Raw genomic sequence first — 21,338 nt, forward strand, 5'->3', positions numbered from 1 at the left:
TGCGCAATTTTTCAGAATCGCAAGGTTCTAAGTACAAAACAAGCATATAAGGAAAAGATAGAATGGCTAAGGGGCAATCTTTACAAGATCCGTTCCTGAACGCATTGCGTCGGGAGCGTGTTCCAGTTTCTATTTATTTGGTGAATGGTATTAAGCTGCAAGGTCAGATTGAGTCTTTCGATCAGTTCGTGATCCTGTTGAAAAACACGGTCAGCCAGATGGTCTATAAGCACGCGATTTCTACTGTTGTTCCGTCCCGTCCGGTATCTCATCACAGCAATAACGCTGGCGGCGGCACTGGCAGTAACTACCATCACGGCAGCAACGCGCAGGGTTCTTCAACACCAGCGCAGGACAGCGAAGAAACCGAATAAGGTTTTGGGCTGTTATCCACACGGGGAGCCAGGGATCCTGCGTTCCCCGCTGATCTTTTTAGAGAGGTTTACGCTTGTTTGACCGTTATGACGCCGGTGAGCAGGCGGTGCTGGTACACATCTATTTTTCGCAAGACAAAGATATGGAAGACCTCCAGGAGTTTGAATCTCTGGTCTCTTCCGCCGGTGTCGAAGCAATGCAGGTGATTACCGGTAGCCGTAAAGCGCCGCACCCGAAGTACTTTGTTGGTGAAGGTAAAGCAGTTGAAATTGCGGATGCCGTAAAAGCAACCGGCGCATCCGTTGTGCTGTTTGATCATGCGCTGTCTCCGGCTCAGGAACGTAACCTGGAAGCTCTCTGCGAATGCCGTGTAATCGATCGCACGGGGTTGATCTTAGATATTTTTGCTCAGCGTGCGCGTACCCACGAGGGTAAGTTGCAGGTTGAGCTGGCGCAGTTGCGCCATCTGGCGACGCGTCTGGTGCGTGGCTGGACACACCTTGAAAGACAAAAAGGCGGGATTGGTTTGCGCGGCCCGGGTGAAACCCAGCTCGAAACCGACCGCCGTTTGCTGCGTGGGCGTATAACTCAGATCCTTTCACGTCTGGAACGTGTAGAGAAACAGCGCGAACAGGGGCGTCGGGCGCGAACGAAAGCCGATATCCCAACGGTGTCGCTGGTGGGTTATACCAACGCCGGTAAATCCACCCTGTTTAACCAGATAACCGAGGCCCAGGTGTATGCCGCAGACCAGCTGTTTGCGACCCTGGACCCAACCCTGCGCCGTATTGACGTCGCAGACGTGGGTGAAACGGTGCTGGCGGATACCGTAGGGTTTATCCGCCATCTGCCGCACGATCTGGTCGCGGCGTTTAAAGCGACGTTGCAGGAGACGCGTCAGGCGACCCTGCTGCTGCATGTGATTGATGCGGCAGACGTACGCGTGCAGGAGAACATCGACGCGGTGAACGTGGTGCTCGAAGAGATCGACGCCCACGAAATTCCCACCCTGTTGGTGATGAACAAGATCGATATGCTGGACGATTTCGAACCGCGTATCGACCGAGACGAAGAGAACAAACCGATTCGGGTCTGGCTGTCTGCTCAGGCCGGGATTGGTGTGCCACTGCTTTTCCAGGCTTTGACAGAACGTCTTTCCGGTGAGGTAGCTCAGCACACGCTGCGACTGCCGCCACAGGAAGGCAGGCTGCGCAGCCGGTTTTATCAGCTTCAGGCGATAGAAAAAGAGTGGATGGAGGATGACGGCAGCGTGGGGATGCAGGTGCGTATGCCGATCGTTGACTGGCGTCGCCTCTGTAAACAAGAACCTGCGCTGGCGGACTATATCGTCTGATCAGAAAGGGGAAGCCTGAAAAATTCGCCCTTGCATAACAAATATGGAGCATATACATGGCGTGGAATCAGCCCGGTAATAACGGACAAGACCGCGACCCGTGGGGAAGCAGCAATAATCAAGGCGGCAACTCTGGGGGAAATGGCAACAAAGGTGGTCGCGAGCAGGGGCCGCCGGATCTGGATGATATCTTCCGCAAACTGAGCAAAAAGCTTGGTGGCCTTGGCGGAGGAAAAGGTTCTGGCTCGGGTGGCAATTCCACTCAGAGTCCGCGCCCGCCAATGGGTGGCCGCGTGGTGGGCATTGTCGCCGCTGCGGTGGTAATCATCTGGGCAGCCAGCGGGTTCTACACCATTAAAGAAGCAGAACGCGGCGTGGTCACCCGTTTCGGTAAGTTCAGCCATCTGGTTGAACCGGGCCTGAACTGGAAGCCGACCTTCATTGATGACGTGACCGCGGTTAACGTGGAGTCCGTCCGTGAACTGGCCGCCTCTGGCGTGATGTTGACCTCTGACGAGAACGTGGTGCGCGTTGAGATGAACGTACAGTACCGCGTGACCGATCCGGAACGTTATCTGTTTAGCGTGACCAGCGCCGATGACAGCCTGCGTCAGGCGACCGACAGCGCCCTGCGTGGCGTGATCGGTAAATACACCATGGACCGTATCCTGACCGAAGGTCGTACCGTTATTCGTAGCGATACCCAGCGTGAGCTGGAAGAGACCATCCGTCCGTACAACATGGGTATCACCCTGCTGGACGTCAACTTCCAGGCTGCACGTCCGCCGGAAGAGGTGAAAGCCGCGTTTGACGATGCGATTGCCGCGCGTGAAAACGAACAGCAGTACATCCGTGAAGCGGAAGCGTACACCAACGAAGTTCAGCCGCGTGCAAACGGTCAGGCGCAGCGTATTCTGGAAGAAGCGCGTGCGTATAAGACCCAGACCATCCTGGAAGCACAGGGTGAAGTGGCTCGCTTCGCGAAGATCCTGCCGGAATATAAAGCCGCGCCGGAAATTACCCGTGAGCGTCTCTATATCGAGACCATGGAAAAAGTGCTGAGCCATACGCGTAAAGTGCTGGTTAACGACAACAAAGGCGGAAACCTGATGGTCCTGCCGCTGGATCAGATGCTGAAAGGCGGTTCTGCACCGGCAGCAAAAGACAACAGCGGTGCGAACAACCTGCTGCGTCTGCCACCGGCCTCGTCTGGCAGCGCCAGCGCGAACACAACGCCTTCTTCGAACGATGGTGACATTATGGACCAACGCCGTGCTAACGCGCAGCGTAACGACTACCAGCGTCAGGGGGAATAAGGATGCGTAAGTCAGTTATTGCGATCATCATCATCGTACTGGTCGTGCTCTACACCTCCATCTTTGTGGTGAAAGAGGGCGAACGTGGGATCAAGTTCCAGTTCAGCAGCGTCGTGCGTGACGGCGACAAGCGTCCGGTGATTTATGAGCCGGGTCTGCACTTTAAGATCCCGTTCATTCAGTCAGTGAAAACGCTCGATGCGCGTATCCAGACCATGGATAACCAGGCCGATCGTTTCGTGACTAAAGAGAAGAAAGACCTGATCGTTGATTCCTATATCAAATGGCGCATCAGCGATTTCAGCCGCTACTTCCTGGCAACCGGGGGTGGCGACGTTTCTCAGGCAGAAGTGCTGCTGAAACGTAAGTTCTCTGACCGTCTGCGTTCTGAAATTGGTCGTCTGGATGTGAAAGACATTGTGACCGACTCCCGTGGCCGTCTGACGCTGGAAGTGCGTGATGCGCTGAACTCCGGCTCTGCGGGCACCGAGGATGAAGTTGAAACCCCGGCGGCAGACGATGCGATTGCCAAAGCGGCTGAACGTGTTCAGGCTGAAACCAACGGTAAAGTGCCGGTGATCAACCCGAACAGTATGGCGGCGCTGGGCATCGAAGTGGTTGATGTGCGCATCAAGCAGATCAACCTGCCAGCGGAAGTGTCCGAGGCAATCTACAACCGTATGCGCGCCGAGCGTGAAGCGGTAGCCCGTCGTCACCGTTCACAGGGTCAGGAAGAAGCGGAAAAACTGCGCGCGGCAGCGGACTATGAAGTCACCAAGACGCTGGCGGAATCTGAGCGCCAGGGTCGTATCCTGCGCGGTGAAGGTGATGCCGAAGCGGCTAAACTGTTTGCTGATGCATTCAGCCAGGATCCAGACTTCTACGCCTTCATCCGTAGCCTTCGCGCTTACGAGAATAGCTTCAAGAGCAACCAGGATGTGATGGTGCTCAGCCCGGACAGCGATTTCTTCCGTTATATGAAGACGCCGACCAACGCAACGCGATAAACTCAGGCTCGTTTGAGTATTCAAACCACCGCTCTTCACGGAGCGGTGGTTTTCTTTTATAAGGATGAAAAATGAACTCCACGATTTGGCTCGCACTGGCCCTGGTTTTGGTGCTGGAAGGCCTCGGCCCGATGCTCTATCCGCGCGCATGGCGCCGTATGATCGCGACAATGAGCCAACTCCCGGACAATATTTTGCGTCGTTTTGGCGGTGGTCTTGTGGTTGCCGGTATCGTTATCTACTACATGTTGAGGAAAACGATTGGCTGATCAAAAACTAACCGCAATTGGCATATTTTAGGGTCAAAAAGTGCTGTATATCTGAAAAAGCGATGGTAGAATCCATTTTTAAGCAAACGGTGATTTTGAAAAAATGGGTAACAACGTCGTCGTACTGGGCACCCAATGGGGTGACGAAGGTAAAGGGAAGATTGTTGATCTTCTGACTGAACGGGCTAAATATGTTGTACGCTACCAGGGCGGTCACAACGCAGGCCATACTCTCGTAATCAACGGTGAAAAAACCGTCCTCCATCTTATTCCATCAGGCATTCTTCGCGAAAACGTCACCAGCATCATCGGTAACGGCGTTGTGCTGTCTCCCGCTGCGCTGATGAAAGAGATGAAAGGTCTGGAAGACCGTGGTATCCCTGTTCGTGAGCGTCTGCTGCTCTCCGAAGCCTGCCCGCTGATCCTGGATTATCATGTGGCGCTGGACGTGGCGCGTGAAAAAGCGCGTGGCGCGAAAGCGATCGGCACCACCGGTCGTGGTATCGGCCCGGCTTACGAAGATAAAGTGGCTCGTCGCGGTCTGCGCGTGGGTGACCTCTTCGACAAAGCGACCTTCGCTGAAAAACTGAAAGAAGTGATGGAATATCACAACTTCCAACTGGTGAACTTCTACAAAGCCGAAGCCGTTGACTACCAGAAAGTGCTGGATGACGTCATGGCGATTGCTGATATTCTGACCGGTATGGTTGTTGATGTGTCCGATCTGCTGGACCAGGCGCGCAAGCGTGGCGATTTCGTCATGTTTGAAGGTGCGCAGGGTACGCTGCTGGACATCGACCACGGTACCTATCCGTACGTAACGTCCTCTAACACCACCGCGGGTGGCGTGGCAACCGGCTCCGGTCTGGGCCCGCGTTATGTCGATTACGTTCTGGGCATCATCAAAGCGTACTCCACTCGCGTGGGTGCCGGTCCATTCCCGACCGAACTGTTTGATGAGACCGGCGAGTTCCTCTGCAAGCAGGGTAACGAGTTTGGCGCGACCACCGGTCGTCGTCGTCGTACCGGCTGGCTGGACGCCGTTGCCGTACGTCGCGCAGTGCAGATCAACTCCCTGTCTGGCTTCTGCCTGACCAAGCTGGACGTACTGGACGGCCTGAAAGAAGTAAAAATCTGCGTAGGCTACCGTATGCCTGATGGCCGCGAAGTGACCACCACTCCGCTGGCTGCTGACGACTGGGAAGGCATTGAGCCAATTTACGAAACCATGCCGGGCTGGTCTGAGACCACATTTGGTGTGAAAGAGCGTAGTGGCCTGCCAAAAGCCGCGCTGGACTACATCAAGCGCATTGAAGAACTGACCGAAGTGCCGATCGATATTATTTCTACCGGCCCGGATCGTACTGAAACGATGATCCTGCGCGACCCGTTCGACGCATAATCTTCGTGACTGCTGGCCTGCGGGGAAACCCGTAGGCCGGATAAGCGCAGCGCCATCCGGCGACCGCTCCTGGATCTCCGCTTTTTCGCCCCGTCTGTCAAATAAATTAGCCGCTAACTATCTGGCTGGTTTATCATCATTAATGAATATCTCTGCGGTTTGACCGCGTTTTCCCTTTTTCCTGAGGTTGATGTGCAGTTAACAAGTTTCACCGATTACGGCTTACGCGCGCTGATTTACATGGCGTCGTTACCCGATGGGAAGATGACCAGCATCTCTGAAGTCACAGAGGTGTACGGTGTGTCCCGTAATCATATGGTCAAAATAATCAATCAACTTAGTCGTGCCGGATACGTTGCTGCCGTCCGCGGGAAGAATGGAGGGATCCGTCTCGGTAAACCGGCGCAGAGTATCCGTATTGGCGATGTGGTACGTGAACTGGAGCCGCTCTCTCTGGTGAACTGTAGCAGCGCGTTCTGCCACATTACGCCCGCTTGCCGCCTGAAACAGGCGCTTTCAAAGGCCGTGCAAAGTTTTCTCAAGGAACTGGATAACTACACGCTGGCCGATTTGGTTGAAGAGAATCAACCGCTTTATAAATTATTGCTGGTGGAATGAAGAAAATTTCCACCGGAGCTGACAACGGAGGAACCGACATGTCACAAGATCCTTTCCAGGAACGCGAAGCCGAAAAATACGCGAATCCTATCCCCAGCCGCGAGTTCATCATTGAACACTTAACAAAACGCGAAAAACCCGCCAATCGTGAAGAACTTGCCGTTGAACTGAACATTGAAGGTGAAGAGCAAATTGAAGCCCTTCGCCGCCGCCTGCGCGCCATGGAACGTGACGGGCAACTTGTCTTTACTCGTCGCCAGTGCTACGCGCTGCCAGAACGCCTCGACCTGCTGAAAGGCACCGTTATTGGTCATCGCGATGGCTTCGGCTTCCTGCGCGTGGAAGGCCGTAAAGACGACCTGTACCTCTCATCCGAACAGATGAAGATGTGTATTCACGGCGACCAGATCCTGGCGCAGCCGCTGGGTGCAGACCGTAAAGGCCGCCGCGAAGCGCGCGTGGTCCGCGTGCTGGTGCCGAAAACCAGCCAGATCGTTGGCCGTTACTTTACCGATGCGGGCGTAGGCTTTGTGGTGCCGGACGACAGCCGTCTGAGTTTCGACATTCTCATCCCGCCTGAAGAGGTGATGGGCGCACGCATGGGCTTTGTGGTGGTGGTGGAACTCACCCAGCGCCCAACCCGTCGCACCAAAGCGGTGGGTAAAATCGTCGAAGTGCTGGGCGATAACATGGGCACCGGCATGGCCGTCGATATGGCGCTGCGTACCCATGAAATTCCGTATGTCTGGCCGAAAGCGGTTGAAGATCAGATTGAAAACCTGCGTGAAGAAGTGCCGGAAGAGTCCAAAGCAGGCCGCGTGGATCTGCGCGATCTGCCGCTGGTCACCATTGATGGTGAAGACGCCCGTGACTTCGATGATGCCGTATATTGCGAGAAAAAACGCGGTGGCGGCTGGCGTCTGTGGGTGGCTATCGCGGATGTGAGCTATTACGTGCGTCCGCACACGCCGCTGGATAACGAAGCGCGCAGCCGCGGTACGTCGGTCTACTTCCCGTCGCAGGTTGTACCGATGCTGCCAGAAGTGCTCTCCAACGGCCTGTGTTCCCTCAACCCGCAGGTGGACCGCCTGTGTATGGTCTGCGAGATGACCATCTCCAGCAAGGGACGTCTGACGGGCTATAAGTTCTACGAAGCGGTGATGAGTTCTCATGCGCGCCTGACCTATACCAAGGTCTGGCATATGTTGCAGGGCGATCAGGATCTTCGCGAACAGTACGCGCCGCTGGTCAAACACATCGAAGAGCTGCACAACCTCTACAAAACGCTGGATCAGGCGCGCGAAGAGCGCGGTGGGATCTCGTTTGAGAGTGAAGAGGCGAAGTTTATCTTTAACGCTGAGCGTCGTATCGAGCGTATCGAACAGACTCAGCGTAACGATGCGCACAAGCTGATTGAAGAGTGTATGATCCTGGCGAACATCTCGGCGGCACGTTTCGTTGAGAAAGCCAAAGAGCCTGCGCTGTTCCGTATTCACGACAAGCCAACCACGGAGGCCGTAACCTCGTTCCGCTCCGTGCTGGCTGAACTCGGTCTGGAGCTGCCTGGCGGTAATAAGCCTGAGCCACGCGATTACGCCGAGCTGCTGGAATCCATCAGCGATCGTCCTGACGCGGAAATGCTGCAAACCATGCTGCTGCGCTCCATGAAGCAGGCGATTTACGATCCTGAAAACCGGGGCCACTTTGGTCTGGCGTTACAGTCGTACGCGCACTTTACCTCGCCGATCCGCCGTTATCCGGATCTGTCCCTGCACCGTGCGATCAAGTATCTGCTGGCGCACGAGCAGGGTCATAAAGGCAACACGACCGAAACCGGAGGGTATCACTACTCCATGGAAGAGATGCTGCAACTGGGCCAGCATTGTTCCATGACCGAGCGTCGTGCGGATGAAGCGACGCGCGACGTGGCGGACTGGCTGAAGTGTGACTTTATGCTGGATCAGGTGGGTAACGTCTTTAAAGGCGTGATTGCCAGCGTCACCGGCTTTGGCTTCTTCGTGCGTCTGGATGAGCTGTTTATCGACGGTCTGGTGCACGTTTCCAGCCTCGATAACGATTACTACCGCTTCGACCAGGTCGGACAACGTCTGATCGGCGAATCCGGTGGTCAGACCTACCGTCTGGGCGATCGGGTGGAAGTGAAGGTTGAAGCCGTGAATATGGACGACCGTAAAATCGACTTCAGCCTCATCTCCAGCGAGCGTGCTCCGCGTAACGTCGGGAAAACCGAGCGTGAGAAAGCGAAAAAAGGCGGTAACGGTAAAGCGGGCGGTAAGCGACGTCAGGCAGGTAAAAGAGTAAACTTTGAGCCAGACAGTGCTTTCCGTGGCGAGAAGAAACAGAAGCCCAAGGCGGCGAAAAAAGACGCTCGTAAAGCGAAAAAACCGTCGACCAAGACCCAAAAAATAGCGGCCGCGACCAAAGCGAAGCGCGCGGCGAAGAAACAGCAGGCGGAGTAATTTCCCCTCACCCTGACCCTCTCCCCAACGGGAGAGGGAAAATATTTATTACGAGAACCATCAATGAGTGAAATGATTTACGGCATCCACGCGGTGCAGGCCCTGCTGGAGCGCGCGCCGGAGCGTTTTCAGGAAGTTTTTATTCTGAAAGGGCGTGAAGACAAACGTCTGATGCCGCTGATCCACGCGCTGGAAGCGCAGGGCGTAGTGATCCAGCTGGCGAACCGCCAGTATCTGGATGAAAAAAGCGAAGGTGCTGTACACCAGGGCATTATCGCGCGCGTGAAGCCAGGCCGTCAGTATCAGGAGAACGATCTGCCGGCTCTGATCGCCGGGCTGGAGAACCCGTTCTTCCTGATCCTCGATGGCGTAACCGACCCACATAACCTGGGCGCGTGCCTGCGTAGCGCCGATGCAGCAGGCGTGCATGCGGTGATTGTGCCAAAAGATCGCTCCGCGCAGCTTAACGCTACCGCTAAAAAAGTCGCCTGCGGCGCGGCGGAAAACGTCCCGTTAATCCGCGTGACTAACCTGGCGCGCACCATGCGTCTGTTGCAGGAAGAAAATATCTGGATCGTAGGAACAGCCGGTGAAGCGGATCACACCCTGTACCAGAGCAAAATGACCGGCCGTATGGCGCTGGTGATGGGAGCGGAAGGCGAAGGTATGCGTCGTCTGACGCGCGAGCACTGCGATGAGCTGATCAGCATCCCAATGGCGGGCAGCGTATCGTCCCTGAACGTTTCTGTTGCGACGGGTATCTGCCTGTTTGAAGCGGTGCGTCAGCGCGGGTAGCCTGTTGTGCCGGGTGGCGGCTTCGCCTTACCCGGCCTACAAAAGCATGGTACCTTAGGCCCGGTAAGCGCAGCGCCACCGGGCAACAATCTCACTCCTCTAACGACCGTAAATGGTCATCCTTTCTCAGCGTCATCAGCGCGAAAATACTCACCACCGCCGTTGCCATCACGTAGTACGCCGGAATATCCAGATTGCCCGTCTCTTTAATCAGCCCGGTAATGATCAGCCCCGCACAGCCCGAGAAGATCGCATTCGACAGAGAATAGGCCAGCCCCAGCCCGGTATAACGCACGCGCGTCGGGAACATCTCAGACAGCATTGCCGGCCCCGGCCCTGCCAGCATCCCAACCAGCCCCCCCGCAATTAGCACCACAATCGCTTTGACTGCCAGCGTACTGGATTCCGCCTGCAAAATTTTCAGCAGCGGCAGGGCGAGGATCAGCAGGAGCACGGTGGCGATAATCATCACCGTGCGCCGCCCGATCCTGTCGCTCAGCATGCCCGACGGAATGATCGTGAGCGCAAACCCAATGTTAGAAATCACCGCAATCAGTAACGCCTGGTTAAAACCGGTGTGCAGCGCAGATTGCAGATAGGTCGGCATAATCACCAGATAGGTATAACCCGCCGCAGACCAGACCATCACGCGGCCAATGCCCATCAGGATGGTTTTGAACGTGGCGGCGGTGCTGGCCTGAGTAACAACCGGTTTTTCCCGTTGCTGTACAAAGCTCGGCGTCTCTTCCATGCTCACCCGCAGCCATAGCGCGACCGCACCCATCGGCAGCGCCAGGAAGAACGGAATGCGCCAGCCCCAGTCGTGCAAGGCTTCAGGGGAGAGAAGGGCAGAGAGCAACGCGACAATGCCTGCGCCCGCTAACAGCCCGAGCGCCACGGTAAAGGACTGCCATGCCCCGTAAAGACCGCGCTTGCCGCGCGGGGCGAACTCCGTCATCAATGAGACCGCACCGCCATACTCACCGCCCGCGAACAGTCCTTGCAGAATACGCAGGAGCGTAACGATCAGCGGCGCGGCAATCCCGATACTGGCGTAGACCGGCACAATACCGATGGCAGCGGTGGCGAGCGTCATCAATACCAGCACTATAATCAGCGTCGGTTTGCGGCCAATCCTGTCGCCAATGCGGCCAAAGACCACCGCACCCAGCGGACGGAAGAAGAAAGCGATGGCGAACGAGGCCCAGGTGAGGATCAGGCTGGTGAGCTCCGCTTCCCCCTCAAGCTGGAAGAAGTTTCTGGCAATCACCGTTGCCAGAAAACCGTAGACCGCAAATTCATACCACTCGATGAAATTACCGATGGAGCCTGCAATTAATGCACGCTTGTGCGCATCCTGTTGCATAACGATCCTCACAAAAACGGGGTAAGAATAAATTATTCAGCATTAGTGAAGTAATGAAATAGTTTATTCTTATGTTCTGTGAGCTATTTCACGAATGATATCAACACGATCGTCATCGTGTGACCCCCCTCCCATGCAGCGTGCATGCCCTCTGTCCATACTTACCTTTATTGCCAATGAAAGGAGGGAGACAGCATGCACTGGCAGACACATACCGTTTTTAATCAACCTGCACCGCTATCGAACAGCAACCTTTTTCTCTCTGATTGCGCCCTGCGCGATGCGGTAGCGCGCGAAGGGGCTGAGTGGGATGTGGATCTTCTTGCCAGCATCGGACAGCAGTTGGGTACGGCGGAGTCGCTGGAGCTGGGCAGGCTGGCGAACGTTAATCCGCCGGAGCTGCTGCGTTATGACGCCACGGGAGCGAGGCTGGATGACGTCCGCTTTCATCCGGCATGGCATCTTCTGATGCAGGGGCTTTGCGCCAACCGGGTGCACAACCTGGCGTGGGAGGAGGAGGCGCGGAAAGGATCGTTCGTCGCCCGGGCCGCGCGATTTGTGCTGCATGCTCAGGTGGAGGCGGGAACGCTATGCCCGGTGACCATGACCTTCGCCGCCACGCCGCTGTTGCTACAGTCGCTGCCCAAACCGTTTGACAACTGGTTAACGCCGCTGATGAGCGATCGCTACGATCCCCATCTCGCACCGGGGGCGCAAAAGCGCGGCCTGCTGATCGGCATGGGGATGACGGAAAAACAGGGCGGTTCGGACGTACTCAGTAATACCACCAAAGCAGAGAAATGCAGTGATGGCAGTTACCGGCTGGTGGGGCACAAATGGTTTTTCTCCGTGCCGCAGAGCGATGCGCATCTGGTGCTGGCGCAGGCGAAGGGCGGGCTTTCCTGCTTTTTTGTTCCGCGTTTTTTACCCGACGGGCAACGTAATGCCGTGCGCCTTGAGCGTCTGAAGGACAAGCTCGGTAACCGTTCAAATGCCAGCAGTGAGGCTGAGTTCCTTGATGCTTACGGCTGGCTGCTGGGCGAAGAGGGTGAAGGTGTCCGGCAAATTCTGAAGATGGGCGGGCTGACGCGCTTTGACTGTGCGCTTGGCAGCCACGGATTGATGCGCCGTGCGCTCTCGGTGGCGCTTTATCATGCCCATCAGCGGCAGACCTTCGGCAAAAATCTGATCGACCAGCCGTTAATGCGCGACGTGTTAAGCCGTATGGCGCTGGTGCTGGAGGGACACACGGCACTGCTGTTCCGACTCGCCCGGGCGTGGGACAACCGCACCGACCCGCAGGAGGCCGCATGGGCGCGGCTTTTCACTCCGGCGGCAAAATACAGCGTCTGCAAAGCGGGCATACCGTTTGTGGCAGAGGCAATGGAGGTGCTGGGCGGTGCAGGCTATTGCGAAGAGAGTGAACTTCCGCGGTTGTACCGTGAAATGCCCGTCAACAGCATCTGGGAAGGCTCTGGCAATATTATGTGCCTGGATGTACTGCGCGTGCTGGCGAAGCAGTCGGGCATTCTCGACCTGCTCGCCGATGATTTCGTGCAGGTCAAAGGTCAGGACAGGCACTTCGATCGCAGCTGGCGGCAGCTACAGCAGAAGCTGCGTAAACCGCAGGAAGCGCAGGGCAGGGAGATCGCGCGGCAGCTCTTTTTACTCGGGGCCGGAAGCCAGATGCTGCGGCACGCATCGCCGCCCGTGGCGCAGGCGTGGTGCCGCATGATGCTGGATACCCGAGGCGGCACGCTGATGAGCGAACAGGTGCAAAACGACCTGCTGCTGCGCGCCACGGGCCGGGTCGGTTAAGCCTTCAGCTGGAACAGGCTCACCAGCCGGGTGAGATGTGAACCCTTCTCGCGCAGCGTCTGTGCCGTCTGCTCGCTGCGCGAGATGCGATCGGCATTGATGTGCGATGCCTCACCGATGTGCGTCATCGCCAGATTCACCTGACCAATCCCCGCAGACTGCTCGCGGGAGGCGTGGTTGATTTCGGTGACAAGCTGGCTGATGTTATCGATATGAACAATGATGGCATCCATCGCCAGACGCGTCTGCTCAGACAGCGCATGGCCTTCGCTCACCTTGTTCAGCGTGTCGCCAATCAGCTGTTCAATCTCTTTTACCGCGTTGGCGCTGCGTGCGGCCAGGGCGCGCACCTCTTGCGCCACCACTGCGAAACCTTTCCCGTGCTCGCCCGCCCGCGCCGCTTCAACCGCCGCATTGAGCGCCAGGATATTGGTCTGGAAAGCGATGGACTCAATCACGCGGGTAATGTCTTCAATGCGTTTCGATGCATCACGAATATCATCCATGGTGGAAACAGCGTGGGTCACCGTCTCTCCACCCTGATGCACCGCGCGTGAGGTTTCCCCCACCAGCTGCTGAGTTTGCTCCATGTTGGCGGCATTTTGCTGCACGGTGGCGGCTAATTGCTCCATGCTGGCGGAGGTCTCCTCAACGCTGCTGGCCTGTTTGTTGATCTGTTCAGAGATCTCGCCGGTGTCTGAAGCCAGCGCGTTAGTCCCCAGATGGATTTCGCTTGCGGCCTCGCGGACCTGCAACACAATTTTTTGCAGGCCGCCCCCGATCCCGTTGATGGCATCAATCAGCTGGCCGACCTCATCCTGGCGGGTTACCGGCAGGCTGGCGCGCAGATCGCCTGCGGCATACTGCCGGGCAAGCGCGATCACTGCGCGCAGTGGGCGGGTTAGCATCCGGCGAATGAGGATAACGAACAGGCCCGCGAAGAGCACGGATAGCACCACGCCCGCCATCAGGAAGCGATCGCGCAGCGTGGTGACGCTTGAAAGCAGTACGGCTTTATCCACTTCACCCACGATGGTCCAGTTCCAGCCCGGCAGCGGCGTGTAGGCAACTTTGAGCGTACGGCCATCTGCGCTCACGCGCTCCAGCGTGCCGGCTTTATCACTCAGAAGCTGCTGCTGTGTCGCCGTGTCCCAGTTGGGCAGTTTGCCCTCATCGCTGGCATGGAACAGATACTGTCCGCGCGTTTTGCCGCTGCTGCGATCCAGTACAAAGAAGTGGCCGCTCTCGCCCAGACGACGGTTAAGGATTTTCTCGCGCATGACGTTCCACGAATGGGTGATGTCCACGCCGACAAAGATAATCCCGATAACCTGGCCTTCCGCATTTTTAACAGGCTGGTACTGCGTGATATAGCGCTTGCCGAACAGAAGCGCGAGGCCACGATAGACCTCCCCTTTGGTGACAGCCGCAAATGCCGGGCTGGTGGTATCAAGAACGGTTCCGATGGCGCGGTCGCCATTCTCTTTGCGCAGCGACGTGGCCACGCGGATAAAATCGTTACCGCTGCGGACAAACAGCGTCGAGATGGCGCTAGTTCGGCTCAGGAAGTCATCAGAAAGCGTATTGTTTTCATGCAACTCCGTTTCGCCGCCTTTCAGCAGAGGAACGGTAAGCCCGTTTATGGTCCGGCTCTGGCTGCTGTCGCTGTTCAGCGGCTGTGGCAAAAAGGTGGTGAACAGACGGGTATAGCTTTCAACCTCTTCGCTCAGGCTGGTGTTGAACATCTCTACCATATCCACCATGCCGGTGGACTGGTTATGCAGGTCTTCAACCGCAAGATCTTCAAGCTGCTGGCTGGCGTTGTGGCTCAACAGAAAAGTGAACAGCAAAAAAAGCGTGGCGACACTTGCACCTGTTAGCAGCGATAGCTTCGTGCCCAGACCTGCCCGGCGGAAAAAGGTGATCATAAATTGCTCATTATTGAAAAGTGATGGCTGTTCAACGGCAGAGCGAAGAGAACGTTTATCTGTTTAATGTAACTGAATGTTACATTTTTGTTTTTATTAAGTTTCGGGAGAGGTAAAAAATTTGCAAAAGTGAAAAGCCACTAAAATTAAGTGGCTTTATCGAAAGGGATTATGCATAAAGAATGGCCTGCACGCGCCAGTGATTAACATGGTTATCTTCCTGCATCTGGACGATGCGATACCAGGATGCGCCCTGTTCATCGGCCTTCAGGGCGACGACACGTTCAACGTCTTGCGGACTTCCCGTGATATTATTGACGGAGATCTGACCAATCTCGTTCAGGCCCGTGACGCAATCCGCGCTGGCAAATTCGGCCGACTGCGCCGTGGTGCTCAGCAGGCCCGCTGAAAGCAATAGCGTCGTTAAAGCAAGGGTTCGTTTCATCGTCAGCTCCTTTTCACGTGTCTCCGGTATCCGCCGGGCAATCCTTCGCGAATAAACTCATTTCCATTGTTGCTGGCATGGAGTTTATTGTGGACAGGAAAATGTCTACGGACGCAAAGCAGTGTAAAAGTCGTTCAAATGATGATGCTTACTTACGGTACAAAATTCCCTGGGCGTACCACTGTCCCGTAATAATGGTTTCATCAATCATCGTGATGACGTAATAATCTGCTTTTGCGGTAACTGCCTGTGCTTCAATTGCGTCTTCTGCATCATCCGGGGAACCACGAACCATCGCGGATACGGTACCCAGGCGTTGTAATCCTTCCGTCTGATTACGACGAATTTCCTGAGGATGATCGGTAACCGGCGGCGCCGGTTCTGGCGTACCCTGCAATATGGAACATCCGCTGAGCAGTGAGACCAGCAATAAAGCCGTAAGCCTGCGCATAAACCTGTCTCTTTTCCTGATAGCCATAGTGTAGTTGTCTGCGAATTTAGTTTTGGGGGAATGTTCCCGAAGTGTTATCTGGGACGTAGATTTCGAATGAAAATATCGTGAAACCGTAATCCAGCTCTCAACATTATGAATCATTCATCAGCACAGGATCGACAATGATTGAAATTGAAACTCGCCAGCTGAGTGGGCATGAAATCATCCATGCTTTTTCGGCTGGTAAAGGTGAACAGCCGCTGCCGACGGTAGTTTTCTATCATGGCTTTCTCTCCTCGAAGCTGGTCTACAGCTATTTTGCCGTCGCGCTGGCGCAGGCCGGTTTCCGGGTGGTCATGCCTGATGCGCCGAATCATGGGGCACGCTTTACGGGCGATGAGCAGGCGCGGCTGGGGCTGTTCTGGCAAACGCTGCACGGCAATCTGACCGAGTTCGCCGGGCTGCGTGACGCGCTCTTGCAGGCCGGGCTGGTGGAGGGGAAACGGCTGGCGGTCGCAGGCGCATCAATGGGCGGAATGACGGCGCTGGGGATCATGGCCAGGCATCCGGAGGTGACGTCCGTGGCTTGCCTGATGGGATCGGGCTACTTTACGTCACTGGCAAAGACGCTGTTCCCGCCGCAGGCCCCTCAGGAGATTGAGGCCCTGTTGTCTGAATGGGACGTCAGCCATGCGCTTTCGCAGCTGGCCGATCGTCCGCTGCTTCTGTGGCATGGGGACGCCGATGACGTCGTACCGCCCGGTGAAACGTTCCGCCTGCAACAGGCGCTACAGCGTGAAGGGCTGGACAGCAATCTGACCTGCCTGTGGGGAGCAGGTGTCCGGCACCGTATTACCCCGGCCGCGCTGGAGTCAACCGTGGAATTCTTCCGTCAGCACCTTTAAACGCGCAGCACTGTGACACCCTGATCCTCCAGCTTGCTGAGGATCTCGGGGTTGGCGTTTTTGCCGGTGATCACCATGCTGATTTGCTCGGCGCGGCTGAAAAGCATGCCGGCGCGTTCACCGACCTTGCTGCTGTCGACCAGCACCACCAGTTTGCCCACTACGTTAAGCATGTTCTGTTCTGCCATTGCGGTGAGCATATCGGTTTTATACAGGCCATCCGCCGTCAGACCTTTGCCGCTGGTAAACATCCAGTGCCCGGCGTAGAGGCTGTTTTCACTGTCCTGCGGGCTAAGGGTGATGGACTGGCTCTTGTTATACTGGCCGCCCATGATCACCACGCTTTCATGTTCCTGGTCAATGAGATAGTTGGCCAGCGGCAAATAGTTGGTGATGATTTGCACCGGCTTGCCGCACATCTCACGGCCCAGCAGAAACGCCGTCGAACCGCAGTTGATCACCACGCTTTCTCCAGGATTTACCAGCTGTGATGCCGCTCTGGCAATCCGCACCTTTTCATCGTGATTCTGCGCCTGGTGGATGTTCATCGGCGTCCAGCGTGGACGCTGCTGGCTGATGGCCTCTGCGCCGTTGCGGACTTTTTTCAGCTTGCCGCTCTCATCCAGCTTGTTGATGTCCCGCCGCGCGGTAGCGGGGGAGATCCCTAAACGTTCGATCACTTTCTCGACGGTGATAAACCCTGTTTGCGCCAGGAGTTCCAGTAAAATTTGATGCCGTTGCGCTTCCGTCATGAGCTATTCCGATAAGAATTGATTTGAAAAGATGATATTTGAAATAGCGTGAAATTACTAAAATAAAAATGACATCGCCAGACGCAGGGTCTGGCGATTGGGCCTCGGTATCAGAGGAAGGACTTGAACGGCAGGTCTGGTTCAATCGTAAAGCAATCATCGAAACCACGCGGGTAGTGGTACTCAAGATTGTCTTTATCCAGCGGCCAGGTGAACTTGCCGCCAACCTGCCAGATGAACGGCTTGAAGCCATACTTGAGGCGGTCTTTTTTCATCTCCCACAGGACGCGGATCTCTTGCGGATCGGCCTGGAAGTTTGACCAGATATCGTGGTGGAACGGGATCACCACTTTGGTGTTCAGCGCTTCGGCCATACGCAGCATGTCTGCGCTGGTCATTTTGTCGGTGATCCCGCGCGGGTTTTCACCGTAAGAGCCAAGCGCCACGTCAATCTGGTGCTCGTTACCGTGCTTCGCGTAATAGTTGGAGTAGTGGGAGTCACCGCTGTGATACAGGGAACCGCCAGGCGTTTTGAACAGGTAGTTCACTGCGCGCTCATCCATCCCGTCTGGCAGTACGCCTGCGGCTTTCTGATCGGCAGGCAGGGTGATCAGCGCGGTGCGGTCAAAGGCATCAAGCGCGTGAATCTCAATGTCTTTGATTTTCACCACGTCGCCCGGCTTCATCACGATGCAGCGCTCTTTTGGCACGCCCCAGCCAATCCACAAATCCACGCAGGTCTGCGGCCCGATAAACGGTACGTCGTCCGCGCAGTTTTGCATTACCGCTGCCGCCACGTTCACGTCGATATGATCGTTGTGATCGTGGGTAGAGAGAACGGCGTCGATCTGGCGAATGGCAAAAGGATCAAGCACAAAAGGCGTGGTGCGCAGGTTCGGCTGGAGCTTTTCAACGCCGGCCATACGCTGCATCTGGTGGCCTTTTTTCATCAGTGGATTACCGTGGCTCTGTTTGCCGGTGCCGCACCAGAAATCAACACAAATGTTGGCGCCGCCTTCTGATTTCAGCCAGATCCCGGTGCAGCCCAGCCACCACATCGCAAATGTGCCAGGAGCAACCTGTTCCTGCTCGATCTCTTCGTTCAGCCAGCTACCCCACTCCGGAAAGGTACTCAGAATCCATGATTCACGGGTGATGGTTTTCACTTTACTCATCGTTTGACTCCTGGTTTTAATCAAAAGTAATCACTATGTGACTTGTTGTGATTAATGCTGGCACTGTTTTAATCGATTTGCAATGGCTGATTTGCGGAAAATTCCCCTCGCTACCTCACAGAAAAAACTTCATGACGTTGTTAAGATAACCGCTACAAATGATTAATATATTGTAATTTAAGAATTTATTTGTTGGGTTGTATCGGTAGTGAAAATCATTACTAACACCATGGAAATAAATTGCGTGATCCGTCACAAATAATCAAATTCAATCTTGTGATGATTATTTGTGATTAATAGAGTGATGACACCAACCACACAGGGATTGCCCCTCGTGTTCTCATTTTCTGGAGAGAGTTATGGAGATCCTCTACAACGTCTTTACCGTTTTCTTTAATCAGGTAATGACCAACGCCCCGCTGTTGCTGGGTATCGTGACGTGCCTGGGGTACATCCTGCTGCGCAAAAGCGTCAGCGTGATTATCAAAGGCACCATCAAAACCATCATTGGTTTTATGCTGTTGCAGGCGGGGTCTGGCATTCTGACCAGCACGTTTAAGCCGGTTGTTGCCAAAATGTCAGAGGTGTACGGCATTAACGGCGCCATCTCTGACACTTACGCGTCCATGATGGCCACCATCGATCGCATGGGAGATGCGTACAGCTGGGTTGGGTATGCGGTACTGCTCGCGCTGGCGCTGAACATCATTTACGTGCTCCTGCGCCGTATCACCGGTATTCGCACCATCATGCTCACCGGGCACATCATGTTCCAGCAGGCGGGGCTGATTGCCGTTTCTCTCTATATCTTCGGCTACCCGATGTGGACCACGGTCATCTGCACGGCAGTGCTGGTCTCGCTTTACTGGGGCATCACCTCCAACATGATGTATAAGCCAACGCAGGACGTTACGGACGGCTGTGGCTTCTCCATCGGTCACCAGCAGCAGTTTGCCTCCTGGATCGCTTACAAAGTTGCGCCGTATCTATAGCTTTGCGCCAAACGCCGTGGTCTGGGGCTTTATGTGGGGCACCATCGGCCAGCTGATTGCGGTGGGCATCCTGGTGGGCTGTGGCTCCTCAATCCTGATTATTCCTGGCTTTATCCCGATGTTCTTCTCCAACGCCACCATCGGCGTGTTTGCTAACCACTTCGGCGGATGGCGCGCAGCGCTCAAGATCTGCCTGGTGATGGGCATGGTTGAAATCTTCGGATGCGTGTGGGCGGTCAAGCTCACCGGCATGAGCGCCTGGATGGGCATGGCGGACTGGTCAATTCTGGCGCCGCCGATGATGCAGGGCTTTGCCTCCGTCGGGCTGGTCTTTATGGCCGTCATCATCCTGATTGCACTGACTTATATGTTCTTCGCTGGCCGTTCGCTGCGAGCTGAAGAAGATGCGGAAAAACAAACAGCAGAAGTTTCTGCTCACTAAGGAGTTTCGATTATGACCGTACGTATCCTGGCTGTGTGTGGCAATGGGCAAGGAAGCTCCATGATCATGAAAATGAAAGTGGATCAGTTTTTAACCCAGTCAAACATTGACCACACGGTGAACAGCTGCGCAGTGGGTGAATACAAAAGTGAACTGAACGGCGCGGACATCATCATCGCCTCAACGCACATTGCCGGCGAGATTAGCGTGTCGGGCAACAAATATGTGGTAGGCGTACGCAACATGCTGTCGCCTGCGGATTTTGGACCAAAACTGCTGGAAGTGATCAAAGAGCACTTCCCACAAGACGTGAAGTAAGGATGCCACATGAAACTACGTGATTCGCTGGCAGAGAATAACTCCATCCTTTTACAGGCCGAAGCCAGCACCTGGCAGGAAGCGGTGAAGCTGAGCGTGGACCTGCTGGTTAAGGCGGACGTTGTCGAGCCGCGTTATTACCAGGCCATTCTGGATGGCGTGGCGCAGTTTGGACCCTATTTTGTGATTGCCCCGGGGCTGGCTATGCCGCATGGCCGTCCGGAAGAAGGCGTCAAGAAAACCGGTTTTGCGCTGGTGACGTTGAAAAAACCACTGGTGTTCAACCACGAAGATAACGACCCGGTCGACATTCTGATCACCATGGCGGCTGTCGATGCCAACACCCACCAGGAGGTGGGGATCATGCAGATCGTCAATCTGTTTGATGATGAAGCTAATTTTGACCGTTTACGCGCCTGTCGTACCGCGCAGGACGTGCTGGATTTAATTGATAACGCCACTGCGGCGGCCGTTTAAGAGGAATTGAAAATGTCATTACCAATGTTGCAGGTCGCGCTGGATAACCAGACTCTGTCTCACGCTTACGAAACCACCCGTCTGATTGCGGAAGAAGTGGACATCATCGAAGTCGGCACCATTCTGTGCGTGGGCGAAGGCGTTCGTGCGGTTCGTGACCTGAAGGCGCTCTATCCGCATAAAATCGTGCTGGCGGATGCCAAAATCGCCGACGCGGGCAAAATCCTCTCTCGCATGTGCTTTGAAGCCAATGCCGACTGGGTCACCGTGATCTGCTGTGCGGATATCAACACCGCGAAAGGCGCGCTGGACGTGGCGAAAGAGTTCAACGGCGACGTGCAGATTGAACTGACCGGTTTCTGGACCTGGGAGCAGGCGCAGGAGTGGCGCGAAGCGGGTATCCAGCAGGTGGTTTATCACCGCAGCCGTGATGCGCAGGCCGCAGGCGTGGCGTGGGGCGAAGCCGATATCAGCGCGATCAAACGTCTGGCCGATATGGGCTTCAAAGTGACCGTCACCGGTGGCCTGGCGCTGGAGGATCTACCGCTGTTCCAGGGTATCCCGATTCACGTCTTTATTGCCGGTCGTAGCATTCGTGATGCTGCGTCTCCGGTGGAAGCGGCGCGTCAGTTCAAACGCTCAATCGCTCAGCTTTGGGGTTAAGGAGCGGG

Annotated in this window: 20 protein-coding genes and 1 pseudogene; 15 read left to right on the plus strand and 6 right to left on the minus strand. The window is 55.6% G+C overall.

All coding sequences use genetic code 11. From position 1 onward, the window contains the following. Positions 1-62 precede the first annotated feature (62 nt). The 9 genes from hfq (at position 63) to rlmB (ending at position 9,616) form a co-directional block, all read left to right on the plus strand. Positions 63-374 (plus strand): RNA chaperone Hfq, encoded by a 312-nt coding sequence (gene hfq / locus AC4OVU_RS02690; protein WP_003855990.1) that lies wholly within the window; start codon positions 63-65, stop codon positions 372-374. Between the two features lie 74 nt (positions 375-448). Next, a complete protein-coding gene (gene hflX / locus AC4OVU_RS02695) occupies positions 449-1,729 on the plus strand; it encodes a ribosome rescue GTPase HflX (protein WP_003855991.1) in 1,281 nt (426 codons plus the stop codon). Between the two features lie 56 nt (positions 1,730-1,785). After that, positions 1,786-3,045 (plus strand): FtsH protease activity modulator HflK, encoded by a 1,260-nt coding sequence (gene hflK, locus AC4OVU_RS02700; protein ID WP_003855992.1) that lies wholly within the window; start codon positions 1,786-1,788, stop codon positions 3,043-3,045. 2 nt (positions 3,046-3,047) lie between these two features. Then, positions 3,048-4,052 (plus strand): protease modulator HflC, encoded by a 1,005-nt coding sequence (hflC, locus tag AC4OVU_RS02705; protein WP_003855994.1) that lies wholly within the window; start codon positions 3,048-3,050, stop codon positions 4,050-4,052. 71 nt (positions 4,053-4,123) lie between these two features. Further along, complete coding sequence (locus AC4OVU_RS02710) at positions 4,124-4,321, plus strand: DUF2065 domain-containing protein (protein WP_003855996.1); 198 nt, start codon at positions 4,124-4,126, stop codon at positions 4,319-4,321. A gap of 103 nt (positions 4,322-4,424) precedes the next feature. Next, positions 4,425-5,723, plus strand: a complete 1,299-nt coding sequence (locus AC4OVU_RS02715; RefSeq protein WP_003855997.1) for an adenylosuccinate synthase — start codon at positions 4,425-4,427, stop codon at positions 5,721-5,723. Between the two features lie 192 nt (positions 5,724-5,915). Further along, the gene (gene nsrR / locus AC4OVU_RS02720; RefSeq protein ID WP_003855998.1) at positions 5,916-6,341 is read left to right on the plus strand and encodes a nitric oxide-sensing transcriptional repressor NsrR; all 426 of its coding nucleotides are present in this window, start codon (positions 5,916-5,918) and stop codon (positions 6,339-6,341) included. A gap of 38 nt (positions 6,342-6,379) precedes the next feature. Continuing rightward, on the plus strand, positions 6,380-8,821 hold the full coding sequence (rnr, locus tag AC4OVU_RS02725) for a ribonuclease R (RefSeq protein WP_032104769.1): 2,442 nt from the start codon (positions 6,380-6,382) through the stop codon (positions 8,819-8,821). 63 nt (positions 8,822-8,884) lie between these two features. Beyond that, positions 8,885-9,616, plus strand: coding sequence for a 23S rRNA (guanosine(2251)-2'-O)-methyltransferase RlmB (gene rlmB / locus AC4OVU_RS02730; protein ID WP_017694674.1), 732 nt, complete (start codon positions 8,885-8,887; stop codon positions 9,614-9,616). A gap of 91 nt (positions 9,617-9,707) precedes the next feature. Here rlmB and AC4OVU_RS02735 read toward each other — a convergent pair whose 3' ends face one another. Continuing rightward, positions 9,708-10,982 (minus strand): MFS transporter, encoded by a 1,275-nt coding sequence (locus AC4OVU_RS02735; RefSeq protein ID WP_015572471.1) that lies wholly within the window; start codon positions 10,980-10,982, stop codon positions 9,708-9,710. Between the two features lie 195 nt (positions 10,983-11,177). Between AC4OVU_RS02735 and AC4OVU_RS02740 the strand changes: the two genes are divergently transcribed. Continuing rightward, positions 11,178-12,800, plus strand: coding sequence for an isovaleryl-CoA dehydrogenase (locus AC4OVU_RS02740; RefSeq protein ID WP_045907030.1), 1,623 nt, complete (start codon positions 11,178-11,180; stop codon positions 12,798-12,800). Here AC4OVU_RS02740 and AC4OVU_RS02745 read toward each other — a convergent pair. The 3 genes from AC4OVU_RS02745 to bsmA form a co-directional block, all read right to left on the minus strand. Then, a complete protein-coding gene (locus AC4OVU_RS02745; RefSeq protein WP_110292697.1) occupies positions 12,797-14,728 on the minus strand; it encodes a methyl-accepting chemotaxis protein in 1,932 nt (643 codons plus the stop codon). The two genes, AC4OVU_RS02740 and AC4OVU_RS02745, sit on opposite strands and share 4 nt — an antisense overlap. A 169-nt stretch (positions 14,729-14,897) precedes the next feature. Then, entirely contained in the window at positions 14,898-15,173 is a 276-nt protein-coding gene (yjfN, locus tag AC4OVU_RS02750) for a DUF1471 family protease activator YjfN (RefSeq protein WP_017694671.1), read from the minus strand. A 148-nt stretch (positions 15,174-15,321) separates the two neighbouring features. After that, a complete protein-coding gene (gene bsmA, locus AC4OVU_RS02755; protein WP_110292698.1) occupies positions 15,322-15,651 on the minus strand; it encodes a biofilm peroxide resistance protein BsmA in 330 nt (109 codons plus the stop codon). 137 nt (positions 15,652-15,788) lie between these two features. Between bsmA and yjfP the strand changes: the two genes are divergently transcribed. Next, a complete protein-coding gene (gene yjfP / locus AC4OVU_RS02760; RefSeq protein WP_023302960.1) occupies positions 15,789-16,511 on the plus strand; it encodes an esterase in 723 nt (240 codons plus the stop codon). Here the strand turns inward: yjfP and ulaR are convergent. Beyond that, positions 16,508-17,263, minus strand: a complete 756-nt coding sequence (gene ulaR, locus AC4OVU_RS02765; RefSeq protein WP_003856014.1) for an HTH-type transcriptional regulator UlaR — start codon at positions 17,261-17,263, stop codon at positions 16,508-16,510. The genes yjfP and ulaR overlap by 4 nt on opposite strands. 110 nt (positions 17,264-17,373) lie before the next feature. Further along, positions 17,374-18,438, minus strand: coding sequence for an L-ascorbate 6-phosphate lactonase (ulaG, locus tag AC4OVU_RS02770; protein WP_006810379.1), 1,065 nt, complete (start codon positions 18,436-18,438; stop codon positions 17,374-17,376). 359 nt (positions 18,439-18,797) lie between these two features. Between ulaG and AC4OVU_RS02775 the strand changes: the two are divergent. From AC4OVU_RS02775 to ulaD, 4 genes and pseudogenes are all read left to right on the plus strand, one after another. Then, positions 18,798-19,872, plus strand: a pseudogene (locus AC4OVU_RS02775) (PTS transporter subunit IIC). Between the two features lie 12 nt (positions 19,873-19,884). Then, on the plus strand, positions 19,885-20,190 hold the full coding sequence (gene ulaB, locus AC4OVU_RS02780; protein WP_003856022.1) for a PTS ascorbate transporter subunit IIB: 306 nt from the start codon (positions 19,885-19,887) through the stop codon (positions 20,188-20,190). A 9-nt stretch (positions 20,191-20,199) separates the two neighbouring features. Then, a complete protein-coding gene (ulaC, locus tag AC4OVU_RS02785) occupies positions 20,200-20,667 on the plus strand; it encodes a PTS ascorbate transporter subunit IIA (RefSeq protein WP_090279970.1) in 468 nt (155 codons plus the stop codon). Between the two features lie 12 nt (positions 20,668-20,679). Next, the gene (gene ulaD, locus AC4OVU_RS02790) at positions 20,680-21,330 is read left to right on the plus strand and encodes a 3-keto-L-gulonate-6-phosphate decarboxylase UlaD (RefSeq protein WP_017694667.1); all 651 of its coding nucleotides are present in this window, start codon (positions 20,680-20,682) and stop codon (positions 21,328-21,330) included. The last annotated feature ends 8 nt before the right edge of the window (positions 21,331-21,338 follow it).

Source organism: Enterobacter sp. 6722112, assembly GCF_058661685.1.

What these genes read in the sequence shown, in the direction of transcription:
- ulaB (WP_003856022.1), top strand. Translation starts at nt 19,885, where the DNA reads ATGACCGTACGTATCCTGGCTGTGTGTGGCAATGGGCAAGGAAGCTCC.
- AC4OVU_RS02745 (WP_110292697.1), bottom strand. Translation starts at nt 14,728, where the DNA reads ATGATCACCTTTTTCCGCCGGGCAGGTCTGGGCACGAAGCTATCGCTG.
- ulaD (WP_017694667.1), top strand. Translation starts at nt 20,680, where the DNA reads ATGTCATTACCAATGTTGCAGGTCGCGCTGGATAACCAGACTCTGTCT.
- ulaC (WP_090279970.1), top strand. Translation starts at nt 20,200, where the DNA reads ATGAAACTACGTGATTCGCTGGCAGAGAATAACTCCATCCTTTTACAG.
- rlmB (WP_017694674.1), top strand. Translation starts at nt 8,885, where the DNA reads ATGAGTGAAATGATTTACGGCATCCACGCGGTGCAGGCCCTGCTGGAG.
- AC4OVU_RS02740 (WP_045907030.1), top strand. Translation starts at nt 11,178, where the DNA reads ATGCACTGGCAGACACATACCGTTTTTAATCAACCTGCACCGCTATCG.
- AC4OVU_RS02710 (WP_003855996.1), top strand. Translation starts at nt 4,124, where the DNA reads ATGAACTCCACGATTTGGCTCGCACTGGCCCTGGTTTTGGTGCTGGAA.
- AC4OVU_RS02715 (WP_003855997.1), top strand. Translation starts at nt 4,425, where the DNA reads ATGGGTAACAACGTCGTCGTACTGGGCACCCAATGGGGTGACGAAGGT.
- AC4OVU_RS02735 (WP_015572471.1), bottom strand. Translation starts at nt 10,982, where the DNA reads ATGCAACAGGATGCGCACAAGCGTGCATTAATTGCAGGCTCCATCGGT.
- ulaG (WP_006810379.1), bottom strand. Translation starts at nt 18,438, where the DNA reads ATGAGTAAAGTGAAAACCATCACCCGTGAATCATGGATTCTGAGTACC.
- yjfN (WP_017694671.1), bottom strand. Translation starts at nt 15,173, where the DNA reads ATGAAACGAACCCTTGCTTTAACGACGCTATTGCTTTCAGCGGGCCTG.
- bsmA (WP_110292698.1), bottom strand. Translation starts at nt 15,651, where the DNA reads ATGGCTATCAGGAAAAGAGACAGGTTTATGCGCAGGCTTACGGCTTTA.
- hflC (WP_003855994.1), top strand. Translation starts at nt 3,048, where the DNA reads ATGCGTAAGTCAGTTATTGCGATCATCATCATCGTACTGGTCGTGCTC.
- yjfP (WP_023302960.1), top strand. Translation starts at nt 15,789, where the DNA reads ATGATTGAAATTGAAACTCGCCAGCTGAGTGGGCATGAAATCATCCAT.
- rnr (WP_032104769.1), top strand. Translation starts at nt 6,380, where the DNA reads ATGTCACAAGATCCTTTCCAGGAACGCGAAGCCGAAAAATACGCGAAT.
- hfq (WP_003855990.1), top strand. Translation starts at nt 63, where the DNA reads ATGGCTAAGGGGCAATCTTTACAAGATCCGTTCCTGAACGCATTGCGT.
- ulaR (WP_003856014.1), bottom strand. Translation starts at nt 17,263, where the DNA reads ATGACGGAAGCGCAACGGCATCAAATTTTACTGGAACTCCTGGCGCAA.
- hflK (WP_003855992.1), top strand. Translation starts at nt 1,786, where the DNA reads ATGGCGTGGAATCAGCCCGGTAATAACGGACAAGACCGCGACCCGTGG.